At 64.1% G+C, this 18611-nt stretch carries 17 protein-coding genes; all 17 read left to right on the top strand.

Translation table 11 applies throughout. From position 1 onward, the window contains the following. The first annotated feature begins 5 nt into the window (after window positions 1–5). On the top strand, window positions 6–1505 hold the full coding sequence (locus J4O76_RS05210; protein ID WP_426280668.1) for a phage portal protein: 1500 nt from the start codon (window positions 6–8) through the stop codon (window positions 1503–1505). 7 nt (window positions 1506–1512) lie between these two features. After that, window positions 1513–3567, top strand: a complete 2055-nt coding sequence (locus J4O76_RS05215) for a prohead protease/major capsid protein fusion protein (RefSeq protein ID WP_426280669.1) — start codon at window positions 1513–1515, stop codon at window positions 3565–3567. A 74-nt stretch (window positions 3568–3641) separates the two neighbouring features. After that, window positions 3642–3974 (top strand): DUF2190 family protein, encoded by a 333-nt coding sequence (locus J4O76_RS05220; protein ID WP_426280670.1) that lies wholly within the window; start codon window positions 3642–3644, stop codon window positions 3972–3974. Between the two features lies 1 nt (window position 3975). Continuing rightward, window positions 3976–4287: a head-tail joining protein gene (locus J4O76_RS05225; RefSeq protein ID WP_426280671.1), complete on the top strand. Its 312-nt coding sequence runs from the start codon at window positions 3976–3978 to the stop codon at window positions 4285–4287. Next, on the top strand, window positions 4284–4703 hold the full coding sequence (locus tag J4O76_RS05230) for an HK97-gp10 family putative phage morphogenesis protein (protein WP_426280672.1): 420 nt from the start codon (window positions 4284–4286) through the stop codon (window positions 4701–4703). The genes J4O76_RS05225 and J4O76_RS05230 overlap by 4 nt, the downstream gene beginning before the upstream one ends. Next, window positions 4700–5110, top strand: coding sequence for a hypothetical protein (locus J4O76_RS05235; RefSeq protein ID WP_426280673.1), 411 nt, complete (start codon window positions 4700–4702; stop codon window positions 5108–5110). The genes J4O76_RS05230 and J4O76_RS05235 overlap by 4 nt, the downstream gene beginning before the upstream one ends. Before the next feature lie 10 nt (window positions 5111–5120). Further along, window positions 5121–5588, top strand: coding sequence for a phage tail tube protein (locus J4O76_RS05240; protein WP_426280674.1), 468 nt, complete (start codon window positions 5121–5123; stop codon window positions 5586–5588). Further along, window positions 5588–6049, top strand: coding sequence for a hypothetical protein (locus J4O76_RS05245; RefSeq protein ID WP_426280675.1), 462 nt, complete (start codon window positions 5588–5590; stop codon window positions 6047–6049). The genes J4O76_RS05240 and J4O76_RS05245 overlap by 1 nt, the downstream gene beginning before the upstream one ends. 372 nt (window positions 6050–6421) lie before the next feature. Further along, window positions 6422–6775 carry a hypothetical protein gene (locus tag J4O76_RS05250; RefSeq protein WP_426280677.1) on the top strand — a complete coding sequence of 118 codons (354 nt, stop codon included), beginning with the start codon at window positions 6422–6424 and terminating at the stop codon, window positions 6773–6775. An 82-nt stretch (window positions 6776–6857) separates the two neighbouring features. After that, window positions 6858–10073, top strand: coding sequence for a phage tail tape measure protein (locus tag J4O76_RS05255; RefSeq protein WP_426280678.1), 3216 nt, complete (start codon window positions 6858–6860; stop codon window positions 10071–10073). Continuing rightward, complete coding sequence (locus tag J4O76_RS05260; RefSeq protein ID WP_426280679.1) at window positions 10073–10669, top strand: hypothetical protein; 597 nt, start codon at window positions 10073–10075, stop codon at window positions 10667–10669. The genes J4O76_RS05255 and J4O76_RS05260 overlap by 1 nt, the downstream gene beginning before the upstream one ends. Next, window positions 10669–11238 (top strand): hypothetical protein, encoded by a 570-nt coding sequence (locus J4O76_RS05265; protein WP_426280681.1) that lies wholly within the window; start codon window positions 10669–10671, stop codon window positions 11236–11238. Before J4O76_RS05260 ends, J4O76_RS05265 begins: the two co-directional genes overlap by 1 nt. Further along, on the top strand, window positions 11231–11653 hold the full coding sequence (locus J4O76_RS05270) for a DUF6950 family protein (protein WP_426280683.1): 423 nt from the start codon (window positions 11231–11233) through the stop codon (window positions 11651–11653). The genes J4O76_RS05265 and J4O76_RS05270 overlap by 8 nt, the downstream gene beginning before the upstream one ends. Beyond that, on the top strand, window positions 11641–13437 hold the full coding sequence (locus J4O76_RS05275) for a hypothetical protein (RefSeq protein WP_426280684.1): 1797 nt from the start codon (window positions 11641–11643) through the stop codon (window positions 13435–13437). The genes J4O76_RS05270 and J4O76_RS05275 overlap by 13 nt, the downstream gene beginning before the upstream one ends. Before the next feature lie 31 nt (window positions 13438–13468). Beyond that, a complete protein-coding gene (locus J4O76_RS05280; protein ID WP_426280685.1) occupies window positions 13469–15838 on the top strand; it encodes an SGNH/GDSL hydrolase family protein in 2370 nt (789 codons plus the stop codon). Beyond that, on the top strand, window positions 15835–17532 hold the full coding sequence (locus J4O76_RS05285; protein ID WP_426280687.1) for a hypothetical protein: 1698 nt from the start codon (window positions 15835–15837) through the stop codon (window positions 17530–17532). The genes J4O76_RS05280 and J4O76_RS05285 overlap by 4 nt, the downstream gene beginning before the upstream one ends. Next, window positions 17529–18353 (top strand): hypothetical protein, encoded by an 825-nt coding sequence (locus tag J4O76_RS05290; RefSeq protein ID WP_426280688.1) that lies wholly within the window; start codon window positions 17529–17531, stop codon window positions 18351–18353. The genes J4O76_RS05285 and J4O76_RS05290 overlap by 4 nt, the downstream gene beginning before the upstream one ends. The last annotated feature ends 258 nt before the right edge of the window (window positions 18354–18611 follow it).

The raw sequence follows: 18611 nt of genomic DNA on the forward strand, positions 1-18611 counted from the left end.
TCTCGATGGCATTCGGTGACCTGATCGACGGCGCAATCGAGCCGTTCGCCCCGTTGTGGGCGGCGCGTCGGCAGGCCGCGCGTGCCGGCCTCAATGCCGTTCGCCAGTACGATGCCGCTGGGCGTGGCCGTCGTACGAAGGGGTGGAAGCGTCCGGCCACGTCGGCGGATGCGGAGAATGCGAACGGCCTCGTGATGCTGCGTAACGGTGGGCAGGATCTCGTTCGCAATAATAAGTACGCCGCAGCGGGCGTGCGTCAGATCGTCGCCAACATGATCGGTGACGGCATCGCGCCCCAGTTCACCCACGCAGACCCGGCAGTCGCTCGCAAGGCGCAGGACGCCTGGGACAAGTGGGCGGAGGGTCGCGTCAGCGATCGTGGCGACTTTTACGAGCACCAAAAGGTTGGTGCTCGCGGCATGATCATCGGCGGTGAAACGCTGACGGTATGGCGCCCGAAGGGGAACGAGCCGAACGCCCTGATCGATGGCCTTGAAGGCGACTATCTCGATCTGACCCGCACCGGTCGCCTGACCGGTGGCAACACCGTCCGGCAGGGCGTCCAATACGACGAAGACCGCAACATCGGCGCTTACTGGTTGTTCGACGAGCATCCCGGCGACGTGCTGATGGGCGGCTCGTCCATCTCGGCACCGGTCGACGCTGAGCATGTCGACCACGTGTTCGAGCGCCTCCGCTTCGGGCAGTCGCGCGGCGTCTCGTGGCTGTCCTCGGTCGCGATGACGCTGCGCGATATCGGTGACATCGAGGACGCCGTTCGCATGCAGCAGAAGGTGCAGGCGTGCCTCGGTCTCGTCATCACGCCGCCCGAAGGCAGTGCCGGTTCGCCGCTGTCGGCGCCGCGCGAGGGTGACGAGCGGCCGGAACGCGGCGTGGAAGCCCTGTCGCCGGGCTTGATCTTTCGCGCGCGACCCGGCGAGACCGTCAACACGATCAACCCGACCCAATCGGGAGGAGCGGTCGAGTTCATCCGCCAGCAAATGGCGGCGGTCTCCGCCAACATGGCACCATACCACCTGATGACGGGCGACGTCAGTCAGGCGAACTACTCCAGCCTGCGCGCAGCGATGCTCGGTCACTGGGCGCTGCTCGATGACTGGCAGCAGAACGTGATCATCCCGCATCAGGTCGGACCTGCCGTCCAACGCCGGCTTCGTACGCTATCGCTTCAGACGGGCGACCGTCGCGTGCTCGATTGCAAGATCGCGTATGCGCTGCCGATCCGTCGCTTCGTCGACCCGATCAAGGATCTGATGGGCGAACTGATCGAGATCCGCGCAGGCCTGAAGCTGCTCAGCCGCTCGCTTGCCGAGCGCGGTATCAACGCCGACGACCATATGCGCGCGATCAAGCAGATGAACGATCTAATCGACGATCTCGGCCTCGCGCTCGACAGCGATCCACGACGCCTAACCGACTCCGGCGTGCTGCAGGCCGCTGCCGGATACATCGCGCCCAAGGGCGTGGACAACGCCGCCAAGTAAGGAAGACATGATGATCCGAACCGCTCTGGCGGCGCAGTGTTCTGCGCTCGCCCTTCTCTCCGCGTCCGCCGTCATGACGCGCAATGCGCCCGCTGGCATCGACCCGCAGGAACGTCGTCAGCCGCAAGTCGGCGGGCGTGGTCAGCGCGCCGCAGCGTTCGCGCCCGACAGCTACGATGCCGAGGCGCGTACCGTCGAGGCTGTTCTGTCGGCGGGCTCGCCTGTCCGGCGCTACTATTTCACCGAAGAGCTGGAGATCAGCGAGACCGCCGTCGATCTCGGTCGGGTCGAGCGTGGCCTCTGTTCGCTGCTCGACGCGCATAACCAGTATTCGGTCAGCGGCATCGGCGGGACTGTCACCAACGTCCGCATCGAGAATGCCGAACTGGTTGGCACCTTCACCTTCGCCGACACGGAATTCGGTCGCATGATCGAAGGCATGGTCGCGCGCGGCGAGCTTCGCGGCGTGTCGATCGGTTACCGCGTCACAAAGTGGGAAATCACCCGCACCGAAGATGACGGCCACGAGACCTGGCGGGCGACCGCCTGGGAATTGCTCGAGGCCAGTCTCGTCCCCGTTCCCGCAGATCCGAACGCCGGGGTTCGATCTGCATCAGGCACCGCCATCCCCGGCACCACGCAAGAGGAAGATGATATGCGACGCAACCTCCCTGGCGGCGCGGCTGCGACCGCCCTCGCCTCCACGTCCCTGACCCCGCCGGCTGCGGCTATCGACGCTTCGCGCGCCGCGCCCATCGCAGAACCCGTTGCGCCGGCTGGCGGCGTTACCGTCACCCGCTTTGGCGCAACCGACGCGGTCGACTTCATGGATCAGGCACGCAGCTTCGGCGTCGAGACCCGCGCCCGCGAACTGGTCGATCAGAACAGCCGCGGCGAGATCGGCACCGAGGCGGCACGGTCCGCCATCATGCAGGCGGCAGCCGAAGCCCAGCGCTCCGCTACGGGCGGCGTGCGCGCCACTCCCGGTTTCGGTGCGAACGGGCGGCAGGAAGAAGGCTCGCGCAACGCGATCGCCGACGCGCTGGTCGCCCGTACTCTGCGCGAGCAGCCGAACGATGCGGCGCGCGAATTCATGGGAATGCGTCTGCTGGAAATCGCCGCCAGCCGCGCCGGTCTCAGCCCGCGGGAGCGCGATCCCATCACCATCCTGCGCGCCGCGCATACCAGCTCGGATTTCCCCCTGCTGATGGAGGGTGCCGGCAACCGCGTATTGCTTGCGCGCTACAATGCTGCGGAGCCGACCTATCGCGATCTCGCCGCCCGCCGAGATCTGACCGACTTCAAGGCCACCAACCTTCTGCGCATCGGTGATTTCCCGACGCTCCTCCCGTATGAGGAAGACGGCGAGATCAAGGCCGGCACGATCGGCGAGGGCAAGGAAACCGTGATCCTCGGTTCCTATGGCCGTATCCTGCGCCTGTCGCGTCAGGCGATCGTCAACGACGACCTCGGCGCGTTCGATCAGGTGTTCGGCTCGATCGGCCGCATGATCGCGCGGTTCGAGAACAACACGTTCTACGCGATGAAGGCTCAGAATGGTGGCCTGGGTCCGAAGCTGTCGGATGGCAAGACGCTGTTCCACGCCGATCATGGCAATCTGCTGGCGGGTGCCAACGGTACCGAACTCGCCATCGACAGCCTCGGAACCGGTCGGGCATCGATCCGTCGGCAGAAGGACGCGGACGGCAACATCCTCAACGTCGCCCCGAGCCGGATCCTCGTCGGCGCCGAACTGGAAACGAAGGCGGAACAGCTTATCTCGCCGCTCCAGCCGCAGCAGGCAGGCAACGTCAATCCGTTTGCGGGTCGACTGACCCCGACCGTGGATGGCACCATTCAGGGGGCTTCTTGGGAGCTTTACGCGGACCCGGCGGATTTGCCGACGTTCGTGTACGGCTATCTTGCCGATGCGCCGGGACCGCGCGTGCTGTCCGAGGAATCCTTCAATGTCGACGGCATGGCCTGGCGCGTGACCGAGGATTTCTACACCGGCGCGGTCGACTACCGTGGCGCATACCGCAACACCGGCAAGGCCGCCTGAGCAGCCCTCCTCGTACTTCACCAACCATTGTGACCGGCAGGGCCTAGCGGCCCCGCCGGATGGAGTTTCACGCCATGAAGAACTTCGTTCAAGAGGGCCACGCCCTCGACTATGTCGCGCCCGCCGGTGGCGTGGTTTCCGGCCTCGCGTTGCTGATCGCGAGCATCCTCGTCATCCCGTCGACCACGAAGGCAGAGGGCCAGCCCTTCTCCGGCTGGATCGAGGGCGTCTACACCCTGCCCTGCGCGACTGGTACGGCATGGACGATGAACGTCCCGCTCTACTGGGACGACGCCAATGATCGGCTGACGACCAACGCCAATGGCACGGTCAAGGTCGGGATGGCCGCAGCGCCGAAGCCTGCAGGCGATGCGTTCGGCGCGATCAAGCTGCTGCCGACCGTTTGATATGGGCTTCTCCGAACGTCGCGAGGCGCTAACCGACATCGCCTTCGCGACGTTCGGAGATCCCGCCATCTGGGGCGACAAGCCCGTCACCATCCGCCCGAAGCAAGCCGAGGAGGACGACGGCTACGGCTCGGTCCGCGTCGTCAGCACCTCGACGATCATCCGTGTGCGCAAGTCCGAGATCGCCGAACCGAAAGTCGGCGATCTCGTCGTCGTGCCGGGCGGTCGTCTGGCGGGCAGCTACACCGTCCGCCGCGGAGCGATGCTCGACGACAAGGGCGTCTGGGACTGCCCAATGGATGCCACGCCATGATGTCGACCAAGACGACCGGCTTCCGCGAGTTAGATCGGCAGCTGGCGAAACTGGCGGCGGGCGTACCGGCGCAGCGCCAACAGCGAGCCCTTCATGCGGGAGGCGAGGTAATCGCGGTGGAGATGCGTCGCTTGGCGCCCTTCCTGACCGGCAACCTGCGCGACAGCATCATCGTCGCCGACGAGCGCGACGCGCGAATCTACGGCAAGGTCAACCTGCCCGGCATGAGCGTGTTCGTCGGCCCGGCCGGTTCGACCGAGGACGGCGACGTCTACTACGCCAAGTTTCAAGAATTCGGGTGGCTCGATAATCCGGGCAACCCGTTCATGCGCCCGGCGATCGCGACCAAGCGGGCGGACGCCGAGCGCGTCGTCATGTCGATGCTGGCGCGGGACGTCCTGGAGCTCGCGAGATGACGTTCGAGGAAGCGCTTACCGCGCGTATCGAGGGGGAAGCGAGCCTCGCTGCCATGCTGTCCGATGACGGTGGGTGGTCGGCTCGGCTCGCTGCGTTCCCCGGCATCACCTTTCAGGTCGTCGTCGATCCGCGCACCCAGCACATGAAGGGGTTTCAGCGCGTCCGGCAAACCACAGTCCAGGCCGACGCCTACGCGACCACGCGTACGGAAGCCGCAAGCATCCGCGATCGTCTGATAGCGCTGCTCGTGCCGACCGCCCTGGTCGAAGAGGTCCGGTTCCAGCGCACAATGATCAGCGCGGTCCGCGCCGGCCGCGAGCCCGAGCAATCCGGAGAACGCCAGCGCTATCGCGGCGAGCTCGCGCGCGAGTCGATTGATTTCATTTTCACGCACAACGCCAACTGAGGAGGCGAACATGGACGACAACGGCAATAGTGAAGCCCAGATTGCCTGGGGCGGCGAGTTCCATCTCGCCAACGCTGAGGGCGCGCTGATCGAGCTCGACGAAGTCACCGAGATCAATCCGCCCGAGGAGGCGGCGGAAGACGTCGTCGTCACGCACATGAAGTCGCCGAAGAAGCGCATCGAGCGCAAGCCCGGCATGATCGACCCAGGCTCCAGCACCGTCGTGCTCAACTACATCCCGAACAGCGACACCGACAAGGTCGTCGCAGGTGCGGTGCACAAGGTCCGCGCCTTCCGGCAGATCATTCCCGACGATGCCGGCGTACCTGCGATCCAGATCGACGGCTTCCTCTACATCAAGAGCCGTTCGCGGCCGATGCAGGTCGGGCAGCTGATGCAGACGACGTTGAACGTTCAGTTCACCGGCGCCGCTGACGAAGGCGCGCCCGACGTGCCTGCGCCCGGAGGTGGCGGCTGATGCGCGGCGATGTCGTGTTCGACGCGCTGGGGCGGAGTTGGACACTCCGCCTCGGCAACGCTGCGCAGTGTTTGGTCGAGGAGCATTACGATCGCGGTTTCTTCGCGGTCGTGGCTGACGGCATGCCGGACGTCGATCCCCAGACGGCAATGGCGGTCGCCGCCTCGATGTCGACTGGCAGCGAGATGGCGCCCGAGGTCGCCGCCAAAGCGGCAGCGGCTCTGCGCAACGTCAAGGTGTCCGTGTTGCGCGAGCTCGCGTTCCACGGTTTGCGACGGGACCATCCCGAGATCACCCGCGACGTCGTCAGCGACATGGTCGATGATCTTGGCGACGAGTTCGGCGCGATCATCGGTCGGGCGATCCGCGGCGCGCAGAATGACGGGAGGTCGGGCGACGACGCCGCCAAGGGAAAGCCCCAGGCAAAGCGCGTGACCCGGAAAAGAAAACCGACTGGGTAACGCTCGAAGAACAATGGGCGGAATTCGGTTTCGCGCCGCTTGAGTTCTGGGATCACACGCCGGGCACTTATGCTACCGCCATCCGGGGCGCGATCGCGCGGCGTCGGGCCGATTACGAACTTGCTCTGTATGGGGCATGGAACGGCGAGCGGTTCCATCGTGAAGACCGTCTCCGCGCGTACGGCCATTACGCTAGGCACGCACGTAAGGCATCCGAGGCGCCGCAAAAGCAGCAGACGGCACAAGAGCGTTTAGCCGTGTTCACCGCGATGGCGGGCAGCGGCGTGGGTTTGAAGATCATGAAGCTAACCACCTTGCCCTAGCGTTGGAAAGCCAAGGTGCTATCAAGCCTGCGCGATCGGGGAGAGCGGCATGAAGTGGGGTTTTATCATGTGCGCGCTACTAGCGACAGGTTGTGAGCCGGACATGACGACGCCATGGGCGCGGTCAGTAATACTCCGCGAGGCGGTTAAGAAAACCATACTGAGTGCCGCCAATGATCCGGAGAGCGTCGAGTTTAGAAACTGGCGCTTTGATCCTGATCGCGGGGTTTCGTGCGGCGAATTCAATGGGCGAAACGGCTTTGGTGGTAAAGCCGGGTTTACCGGCTTCATCTTTACGACGTCCGGCTACGCCTTAGAACAGGAAGATAGCGCCAAGTATCTCAGCATGTTGCCGACGTGCGGCACCGCTTTGCCTCAAGGTCAGTTATCGGGCGCGCCCTGAGCCCGGACTAGCCACGGAAAGAATCGCCTTCAATGGGCCGTCGGAGCGATCCGGCGGTCTTTTTTTATTGGGACCTGATCACATGCAGGGAATGCTGGCGTCGCTCGTCTTCTCGATGAGCGTGAAGGATGACACGTTCCGCGCGGCGATGGCGACGAACCGGAGCGAGGTCCGCAAAACGGAACAGGACTTCGACAAATCCGGCCGCGGCATGGTCGCTGCGATGCAGGATACTGCTCGTGGAATCAACGATGCCGCGATCCGGGTCGTCGACCGCATTGGCCGCATGGGCGCCGAGGTGAAGCGCAACGGCATGATCATGACCGTTGGCCTCAGCCTGCCGCTTGGCCTCCTCGCTAAGACGGCCAAGGATACCGCGGCCGATTTCGAAACGTCCATGAACGGCGTGAACGCCGCGATGATCGGTGTGAAATCCGAGCAGCTGGACAAGCTACGTGACGCCGCAATGCGGCTTGGTCCCGCATACGGGAAGAGTGCGATCGAGGCAGCCGACGCGATCGCCGATCTCGCGCGCAACGGCATGAGTGCGGCGGACATTCTCGGCGGTGGCCTGTCCGCCGCGCTCAAGCTGTCCGTCGTCGGCCAGACGGAAACCGGCAAGGCCGCGGATCTGACCACTGACATCATGGCACAGTTCAACATGACCGCCAGTCAGACGCCGGCGATCGTCGACAAGATTTCGGGCGCGCTCGACGCGTCGAAGCTGGGCATGGACGACTATGCGCTTGCTGCCGGGAACGCAGGCGGCGTCGTCGGCGCGCTCGGCTATTCGTTTGACGACTTCAACACGGGCCTCGCCGCGACCGCTCCGCTGTTTGAATCGGGTGCGCAGGCCGGCACCTCGTATCGCGCCTTTCTCACGTCGCTCGCGGGCAAAAGTGATGACGCTAAGGCCGCGATGAAGCAACTCGGTCTCGAGTTCTACAACGCGGACGGCTCGGCCAAGTCGCTCGCGCAAATCGCCGATCAGCTTCAGAAGAAGATGGGCAATCTTAGCGATGAATCGAAAACCGTCTTCCTGAACAAGATGTTTGGTGACGACGGCGCGCAGACCGCAGTCAAGCTGATCCAGATCGGCATGGACGGCATCCTGAAGGCGCAGAAGGAAATCGGGCAGGTCACCGCCGACCAGAAGATCGCCATCCTGCTCGATGGCGAGGCAGCTGCCGCGCAGCGGGTATCCAGCGCGTGGGAAAAGCTGAAGATCGTCGTCGGCGAGGCCGGCATCATTCAGTTCTTCACGCTCGTCAATGAGGCGGTCGCAGGCACGCTAACCGCGCTCGGCAGTGCACCGCCATGGTTCTATAAGCTCGCCGTCGTGGCGGGGCTGGCAGCGGCATCCTTGGGGCCGTTGACGATCGCCGCGGTCACACTGGCGAAGTTCGCTCTTCCGCTGCTCGCATTGCGCTTGGGGCCGGTCGCACTCGGCATGGCCGCGATCATCAACCCTGCCGGTGTGCTGATCCGCCTTCTCGGCGAACTCGCCATGAAGGCGGGCGGTGCCGCGCTGATCGGCAGGTTCGGTGCCGCGATGGTTGGCGCAGCGGGCGGGGTTGGACTGCTCGTCACCGCCCTCTCAATCATAGTTCCCCTGTATATGCAGGGGGCGAAGGCATCGGATACGGCAACGACGGCACTGGAAAAGTCGAAGGATGCGCACGAAGCGAGCGTCGCGATCGCGCAGCAGCTGGCGACGGCAACAGGAGAGGCAAAGAACCAAATTCTCCTGAAAGCAAAGGCGGATCGGATCGGGGCCATTGAAGCCATCCAGAGCGCCAAGGCCACCCTCGCCGCTGCTCGCGCGGAGAGTGAACGCGCCCGGATGCAGGCCAACAAGCCCAGCATTGCGCAACGCGCGTACAACGTGCTGTCGGCAGGTAGTTCTCCTTGGGAGAAGTCGATCGATCGCAAGGTCGGTTCGTATCTCGGGCTCGATATCGCGCCCGACCGTATGGGCGCGGCACTTGACTATCAGGCGGCAGCGCAGGCGCAGAAGGAAAACATCGACCGGTTCAACGTCATCGACAAAGCGATCCGCGATGCCGAAGCGCCGTCCACTGCCAAGAACAATCTCGCCTTCGACGACGGCAAGGGGAACAAGAAAACCCGGACGCCGAAGGGGCGAAACACGTCCGCCGATGACGAGGATTTCGCCGCGAAGCTCGCGGAGGTTCGCAACGCACAGCTTCAGGCGAACGCGGACCTCACCGGCAGCTATGAGGCGCGATACCGCGCCGACATGGACAGCCTCGACGCCGATCGTGCGTCCTATGCCAAGCAACTCGCCACGGACGAGCGCCTGACCGAGGCAAAGCGCGCAACTCTGCTCGCCGAGAAAGACAAGGAAATCGAGATACGCCATGGCGTTGTCGAACAGGTGCGCTCGCGCGCTATAGCCCAACAAAGCTATGATCTCGCTGAGGCGCAGAACAGCGCTGAGCAAGATGTTGTGCGGGCTCAGATCGACTTGGCCGACAGCGTTGAAGCGCGGCTTGCCGGAGAGCGCCGACTACTCGCACTGCAACGTGATATCGAGGAAAAGAACCTCGAACGTATCCTTGCAACTGCGGATACTAGCTCGGCCGACTGGCAAAAAGCGTACGACCGCAAAGGGCAGCTAGATAAAATCTACGCTCGTCTGGGCGATGCAATCACCCGGCAGAACGAAGGTCCTGCGGACAGTTACCTGCGGGTCCTCAACCGATCGACAAGCGCCATCAATGAAGACGTCCAGTCCGGTGCAGTCGATGCGCTGAAGGGTCTGAATACCGGCCTGACCGATGCCCTCATGGGCACCGCGAAACTTGGGGATGCATTCGAGAACATGGGAAAGCGGATCATCGCCTCGCTGATCGACATCGCCATTCAGCAGGCCATCATCAAGCCGATCGCGAACAGCCTGTTCGGCGTCGCCGACGCGGCGGGCAACCGTTCGGGTGGCACGTTGTCAGGAATCACCGGCTTGCTGTCGCGGACGTTCGGCGGGGGCAAGGCGACGGGCGGTCCTATCGACCCGTCCAACTGGTATGTCGTCGGTGAAAAGGGTCCGGAGCTCTTCGCGCCGGGCGTTAGTGGAACGGTGATCCCGAACGGCGGGCGGGGATCTCGACCCACTGGCGGCGGGATCGCGCAGATTGTCCCATCCCCGTACTTCAACGCCGTCGTCGACGGCCGCGTCGTGTCGGGCTCGATGCCGATCGCGCAGGCCACGATGGCGACAGGCATGTCTGAGGCGGGTCGGGCAAACGCCTGGCGTGCTCGGCAGACGCTCGACTGATGGCGGTCATCGATCTGCCGCCATGGGCGGTTCCGAACGGCGCATCGCCATCATTCCTCGATTTCGGCGGTGTGCTTCGCCCCTCCACCGGCGCCGGCCTGCTGAGGGTCGACCGCCTTGGCTCGCGCTACAAAGCCAAGCTGAGCTTCCCGCCCTTCACCGATCAGGCACAGGGGCGGATCATCGTCTCGCGCCTGATCCGCGCGAAACGGATGGGGCTGCGCACCGAGTACCCGCTCGTCTGCCCGCAGCCCCTTCAGGATGGTGTGGTCGACGGCGCTGGGCAGGCTGGGACGACGTTGCGCATCAGAGGACTAGATCGAGGCACCCTCGTCCGCGAAGGGTTCTGGATCAGCGTCGTACGGGCTTCCGGACAGCATTATCTGCATAACGTTGCGGGCGAGGTCGAGGCCGATGCGGACGGTCGTCTCGATCTCCCGTTGTCAGAGATGCTGCGCTGGCCGTTCGCCGATGGCGACCAAGTCAAACTCGTTCGGCCGATGATCGAAGGCATCGTCGACGGCGATGAGCAGGCGTGGAGTCTGTCGATCGAACATTTCGTGGGTATCGAATTCACTGTTGAGGAGGCAGGCTGATGGACCGCATATTGCTGGCCGGCCTGATGAAGGCCGAACTACCCGGCCATACGATCCTGTTGTGCGATGGCGGCTTCGTGCCGTGGAACGACGAGATTTATCTCGGGATCGACGAGACCTTCGGCACCGTCGACAAGTTCACGCCGCCAGAGGAAGGTATCGGCGACGTCATCCCCGCCGGCACGCTGACGATGCTGCCCAATGGTGATGCATCGGCGATCGCACTGTCGCAGCCTGCGTTTCAGGGCTCGCGCATCCGGTTCTGGATTGCCGAAATCAACGAGGTGACGGGGCAGGTTATCGGCGATCCGGACCTTCAGGCGGACTGGCAGCTGGACCGCACAACGATGCGGTCGAAGAAGGGCAGCCGCACCCTCGACATCGACATGGTGAGCATGGCGCAGCGCTTGCTCGCCAAGGTCGAGGGCATCGTGTTGTCGAGCGCGTCTCACTCCTCGATCTTTCCCGGCGAGAAGGGTTTCGACAATGCGACCGGCCTTGGACTGAATTTCGCCTGGGGCGTGGCTTCTCCGCCGCGCGGCGTCGTTGCGAGCAACACCGGTGCTTAACGCGGTCGAACGCACCGCAGCGACCGAAAAGGTCATCGCTAGATTTCGCAACCGGCCGTTTGGCTGGGACACCCGTCGCACGTGCATTCACCTCGCCCGCGCGCAGGCGCGAGCGATGGGGCATCGCCCGCCGAGCATCCCCGACTTCCGGTCACCGCGCGCCGCAAGGGCCGCGCTCAAGACACAGGGTCATGAAACGTTGGCGCAGCTGCTCGACAGCCTCTTCCCGCGCATCCCGCCGCTCGCGGCTTGGGTCGGCGATCTCGTCATCATGGGGGGCGGCGACGACTTCGACGGCATCGGCATCGCGGTCGGTGGCAAGATCGTAGGCTATCATGAGGATCATCTTGCGGAAGGCGTCGTTAACGTCGTGCCGACCGGTCCGGATCCGTATATCGGAGCATGGCGCCTGTGAGCGGCTTCGCGCGCAAGGTCGCGATCGTCGCCGGCGTCGTCGCGCTCGCTGCCACGGGCGCCGGTCTGGCGGTCGGCGCCGTCGGTTTCGGAGCTGGCCTCGGCATCGCCGGCATCGGCAGCTTCACGGCGATCGCGAGCACCGCGTCCGTGGTGGGCGGCATCGCGAGCCTCGCATCGGGGGCGCTCGCCAAGACGCCTCCCGCCCGCGGTTCCGTCAACTCCATCACGATCGGCACCGACCAGCCGATGCCGTACCTGATCGGAGAGACCTACTATGGCGGCGCTCGTGTTCAACAGGTCGGGTACGGCCCCAAGATCGACAAGGTCGAGAACCCGTACGCCCTGATCGTCGACATCTATTCAGGCGCCGGTCCGATCCAGGGCTTGGTCGATTGCCAAGCGGAGTTCGAAAGTCTCGGCATCGGTATCGGCGGTGGGGGCGCGTCTGGTTACGCTGCGGGCTTCCTGTGGGCGGCTCGCCAGCTGGGCGAGGTTCCCGAGAACGCCGTGCTATCGACGCATTGGGCGGGCGCTCCCGGCTGGGGCGCTGGTTATCACCTGTCGGGGTATGCGGCTATCGCGTGGTCGCTGATGTTCGATCGCAAGGCGAAGGTCTTTGCCAGCGGTCCGCCGCAGCTAGGCGCGATCTGGCGCGGCCAAAAGGCATGGGATCCCCGGTACGATTCGACGATGCCGGGTGGGAACGGTGAAGATCGCTGGGCACCACCGCGCGATACGGCCGCGCACGATGCCGCGCGGGCGACCTGGGCGTATAATGAATCGCCGGGACTTCAGGCGCTTCGCTATGTGTTGGGCGTATGGCACCGCGATCCTCGTGTTGCAGGGTCTCGGTACCAGAAGGTCGCTGGCATCGGTCTTCCGATCGAGGGCGTCATTGTCGAGGACTTCATCCGTCTCGCGAACGTCTGCGATCAGAACGGCTGGAAGGTGGGCGGCGTCATCTTCGAACCGGCGACGGGTTCGACGTCGACGCGCTGGCAAAACCTAAAAGATATCCTCGCTGCGGGCGGCGCCGAGCCGTGCTTCCGTGGCGGGCGCCTCGGGCTTCGGATCAGCGCTCCGCGTATCGCGCTCGACACGATCAGCCGCGTGGATCTCGCGGATGATGAAATCGTCGCATGTTCCGGGGTCGGCTGGGAAGAGCGACTCAATACGCTCATTCCGAAGTACCGGTCGGCCGCGCACAAGTGGGAATATATCGCCAGCACCAAGCCGGTCACGATCGCGGCGCAGTTGGCGATCGACGGCGAAGTCAAGCGCGCCGAACGGCAGCACAACCTTGTCCAGTGGGGCGATCAGTCTGCCCAACTATGCGCATACGAGTTGTTCGATCGGCGCGAGATTGGTGAAATCGAAGTGACGGTAAAGCCGCGGCTGCGGAAGTACGGTCCTGGCGACCTACTTATAGTCGATCTGCCCGAAGATGGCCTCGACATGCAGCCGTGCGTCATTCTCAAGCGGCTTCCAATGCCTGACCGGATGGCTTGGAAATTCACGCTGCGCAGTGAGACACCGGAAAAGCATGCGTTCGCCTTGGGGCAGACGACGATCGCGCCGCCTATCCCGGCGTTGCGGTCGACGGCCGCACTGGACGCGATCGCGATGCCGAACGACCCGGCCGTCGACGAGGTCGCGGCGACGGTCGCTACTCAGGCGGAAACGATCGCCCGGCAGGAACAGACCATCGGCGAGCAGCAAACGACACTCGACGCGGTCGATCGCCGACTGAAGTCCTTGGAAGCCAACGAACAGCAGGCCTGATCCCTTCGCGGATCGCACCGGAGCACAATCCATGAAATCGCAGCCGATGACGGCGCGCCACGATCTCACGGTCTGGCGCAACGACGACTATTATGAGTACCTGATCAGGGTCATCGGCCTCGATCTCACGAACACCGCGCTTGCGATGGAAGTTCGTCGTGGCGGCGACGTTGCTGGCGCGCCGCTGATCCCGTTGGCGAAGGTCAAGGAGGGCGTGAACGGGGCAACGTATGAGACGCAAGGCATTCATGTCCGCAGTGTGAAAGTGATCAACGGGGTTCAGGAAACTCTCGTCGCTTTCCGCATTGATCGAGGCACGCTCCAAGCGCTTCCCTATTTGGGCGAGCGAGGGAGTGCCTCGGATTTTGAATATGCCTTCGTCATTGGCGGGCAGACACGTCTTCGCGGCTTGTTCACGCTGCCGGCGCATGCCTACCGCTCTGATGCTGCGCCGGCAAACCGACAGCCGGTTTACGATAGCAGATACGTGCGGCAGGAACGCGCACCAGATCCCGGACTAACGCTGACGATCTCGCTGCAAAGTGGGGTGACATTGGTGATCGACGGCGCGGGGCTAGTGTCGGCTTCTGCCGGTCAGGCGGACGCCGCGGCCGAGCGCGCAGCGGAAGCTCTCTCCCAGCTCGAGGCAATAACAACCAAGATCCCGCGCGCAGTCGATAGCTATGCCGAGCGCGAGGCAATTCCGCTCGCCATGCGTGGCAACGGCCTGCGTGTGTACGTGAAGGGCGAACGCGACTTCGAATGGAGCGACCTTCTGTTCGGTCCGGGAAGTTGGACGGGTCGCCTCACGGAAGAAGAGCTGACCCGCCGCGCGCTCCAGCACGGCACGCAAGGGCAGGACACGATCGACGGCTTGCCCGCCACGCTCGCGGCGCAGGCTGGCGCGATCGCCGACCTGCAAGCGCGCTTGTCGTTCTCCACCTTACGTGTCGAAAGCTTCACCGTCACCCCATCGCAGGCGGAGTTGGGGTCGAGCGTGGCATCGCTCGCGATGGCGTGGTCGTACACCGGAACGCCGAGCGGACAGTTGATTGAGCGCAGTGACGGACAGCGCGTGACGGGTATCGCCCCGTTCGAACGTGCCGCAGTCGCTGAGAAATTGCCCGTGCCTGCCGGCGTGCTGATCATCGGCGACAGTCAGGCTTGGGAGTGGGCGCCAGAGTATGCCGCGGCGCTCGGCCTGCCACTCGCCCTCTCGGCCCGTCCTGCGCAAACGATCTTCAAGCAGGCGATCATTGTTGGGGCGGATCCGCTGACGGTGACCCTCGTGAACGGGATGCTGCCTGCGGCAGGCACGAAGGCAACCGTAACGCTGGTCAATGGCGGTGTGACGACAGCCGCGAACCCTGCCGCGATCCTGCATTCGGCTCTAACAGGCGTCGATACGATTCAGATCGATCTGGCTGTCGCGGGCGGAACGCGGCGCTGCACGCTGTCGCACGACATCACGAACGCGCTCGATACCTACAAAATCGAGCAGGCGGCGGGCGGTGCGGCCGTGGCGGTGGCGGACGGCGCGCTCGCGGTGCCGACGTTCAAGGCGATGGCGGCGACCACGCACCGCGTCGTGATCATGGCCGGGCATAACGACATGCGCCGAGACGATCCGGCAGGGAGCTTCATCGGCATACGGGCTCGCACCGATTCGATCATGGCCCTCTGCGCCGACAATCTGAACCCGGTGCAGCTGAACGACTTCTGGCCCGCAGCGAACGCCGAAGAGATCGCGCTGATCCCGTACATTCAGGCGCATAGCCAGTGGCTGCGAGACAAGTTCCCCGGCGCTATCGCGATCGACAATGCAGGTCGCACGCTATGGGAGCGGCTAAGGCAGTCCGACAAGACGATCCCGGCGAGCCTGCGGAAGTCCGGCGATAGCCTGCACCTCAACGCGGACGGCCGCACGGCGTGGACCGCGCATCAGCAGGAAGACAACGCCGCTCACCGCGCCGCAGTCGCTCCCGCCTCGACTACCGCCACCTTCACGCTCCGCGCTCGAGCCGCGATCCCCGGCCTTCCTGTAGTCGAAAGCACTGCAACAGCGACGGTGCGCTTCTCGAATAAGGGGCATGCGGGCTTTATCGATAAGGCGTCGGGGATCACGTCAGCCGACGCCAACGGCATGGCGCTATCGTGGTGGGCCGAAAGTGTCGCCCGCACCCTGACGACCACCGCGGCGGCTGCCGGATACCTCTGGTATTCGCAGCCCTCGTCGCAGGCCGATCCCTCCGCATTCAAGGTCAACGGCTTCGCTGTCACCCCGGCCAAGACGCTGCGCAACCACACCACCGCGACCGGGCAAGTCGTCCAGTACGCGGACTTCCTCTTGAGCAATCGCCTCTCCGCCGGAGCGGTCATGTCTATGGAGATATTCGCATGACGGTCACGACTCCCGACACGATCACGTCTGGCGGCGCATACCCGGTCGCGATGGCGGCCGACATCGGAGACTCCGGTGGCAAGGTTATGATGCTTGCATCGGAACGGACCATGCTTGCGACGGTAACGCGGCTCGATCCCGTCAAGTACGCCCGGTCTGGCTGGATCGAGGCTCGTGTCGGCGTGGGGGGCAAAGTCATCGCAGGCACCAAAAGGAACCCCCTCGCAGTGATCGCTTCGCAAATCGATGCCGGGGGCCAGCCGGTCGTCTTCCTCGACGCTAACAAGTATGGGCGTTCCGGCTGGCTTGATGCACGTGTGGGGGTCGGCGGGAAGATCAAGTCGGGCACGCGACGAGTTCCATTGCCCGCGCCGGCAGTTGTGGCGTCCGCTCTTAACGCTGGCGGGCAGTCGGTCGTTTTCCTGGACGCTACCAAGTACGCCCGATCTGGCTGGCTCGATGCGCGGGTCGGTGTTGGTAACAAGATCAAATCTGGAACGCGCCGCGTCGCGGCTGTCGTAGCCGTTCCGGTCACGGCAATCGACACTCTATATGAGGTTGCAGAGCTTACGGATGGTGCGGGAAAGCAGCAGACCTACCTAACGCAGCGGGCAACTGGGAAGCTGACGCAGCTGTCGCCGGCAGGTTCTAACAACGTGCCGCGTGGCGCGATACGATCCGACGGATGGGCTGTGTACAAGTCGGACCGCGCCAATCCCGCACCCGGCGGGCTCTATGCTCGCAAGGTAACCGGGGAGATTGCCGCTCCCGAGGCGCAGGTATTTGCAAGCCGAGAACTGATCGCGATCGGCAACAGCCTGACCTATCTTGGGTTCGGCGGAACGACGTTCTGGGAGGCCGCGGCCGCTGCGCTTGGGTGGCCTGCCCGTGGGTACGGCATCAGCGGGCAGACCAGTGCGCAGATCGCGCAGCGCCTGGGCGGTAAGGCTCTAAACGTAACGCTCACGGCCGACACCCTACCGGCGACCGGATCGGTCATTGTAACTGCGATCAACGGCAACCCGCTAACCGGTCAGGTGCACATAAAGCTGCATGGAAGGCTGGGGCTGTCGGGTCCCTATGCTACGCTGGCACGGGACGGGAACGAGGACGCATCGTCCAACTACATCCTTACCCAAGATGCCGGTGGCGCGAATGCCACCATCGCGCCGGGGACACGCTTCTATCCTGACGGCGCAAATCTGAACCAGAACAGTTCGACGAACCAGCCGTACAATCGAAGCGCGGTCCATGTCCTGTGGATGGGCCGCAACGGAATCACACTGTTCGACGATAACATCGCGAACACGCGGTCTGTCATCGAGCTTCAGGCAACGATGGTGAAGCGCTTTGTCGTCATCGCAGAATTGCCGTTCAACGCGGTCAATGATCCCATAGCGGCGAATGCCTACGCCGAGGGGGCCGGCACGTCGGGGCGCTCAGTCTTGGACGCGTACAACGCCCGCCTGATCGCCCTGTGGCCCGACAATGTCTTCGACCCGCTTCCTGCGCTGCTGGCTGCCGGAGACGGAAGCGCAGGCGACAACGCCGACATCGCCAACCGCATGACGCCCCGATCACTGCGCCGGAACGACGACGGGACATACGACTACGGCCACCCGAACGCAGCGGGGAGGGCCGTCATCGGCGCCGCCCTCGCAACCTTCATCGATCAAAAAGGATGGAAACTATGAGCGGACCTTACGAGTACTCGGTCGGGCAGATCGTCCCGAACCCGATCGGCACGCTGTACGCTGACGAACTGCTGGACATCGTACCTGGCGCCATCGCTCTGTACGACTTCGGCGACCCGTGGGGATATCTGGCGCAGGCATCGCCGATCCCCGCTGGCACTGCTATCCGCTCCTATCTGGACGCGGGAAACACCGCGATCGTTTCTGGCGCTCCGGGTTGGTCCGGGAACATGATGCGGCTGACGTCGGTAGCGCAGTCTGTCGCGCTCCCCGCGGAATGGAAGCTTCCTACATCGACGACCCGGTTCGCGGTTGGCGGTTATATGACGATCCCGCGTTCGGGATACGCCATCAACGGAACCGGTACGGGCTTCAGCAGCCTGTTTGGCTGGTCGCAGACGAACGGCTCCAACACGCAATACGCGCTGCGCGTGAACTATGATCGAGCAACCGGTCTCAGCAGCCTGATCTACTTCTACGCTAACGGATACGCCGCGGACATTACTGCTGCGATCCCTACCGACGGGGCCGTGCATCACTACGCCTTCGAAATGTCGGTGCTGACTTCCACCACGTTCGTCGTGAAAGTTTATGTGGACGGCGTGCTGGCCTTCACTTCAGCAGCGCAGACGTGGACGGGTTCGCTCGTTGTCCCGGTCGGTGGCACTGGACCTATGCTGGGCGCGTATTATCCAAACGCTACGGACATCAAGGGCGCGATCGGCCGCATCTGGCTGTGGGACCTGACCGCTACCGGCGTCAAAACCATCGCGGATCTCAACGCGGCTGACATCGCCGGCAGCGTAGGGCGCTTTAGCTAACCCACCAGCCCCATGACGATTTATACGGTCGCGGGGAGACTACAAGCCTCGAACGGTCCAGCCACGCGGGGTGCTCTTCATCGGCGTCCCGCAGTGGCGGCATACGCTCGTATCGCTACCGTCCCCTCGAAACACCGTTCGTCCGCGCGATCTCCGATGTATCCCGACCACGCATTTAGCGCGCCCAACGAGCTGCTTCCACATTTTGACCTCCAATGGGATCGAGCGTGGCCCGCATCGCGCAGGCGGACGAGTGAA

The organism is Sphingomonas sp. NFX23 (assembly GCF_049887795.1).
In the GTDB taxonomy this organism is placed as follows: Bacteria; Pseudomonadota; Alphaproteobacteria; order Sphingomonadales; family Sphingomonadaceae; genus Sphingomonas.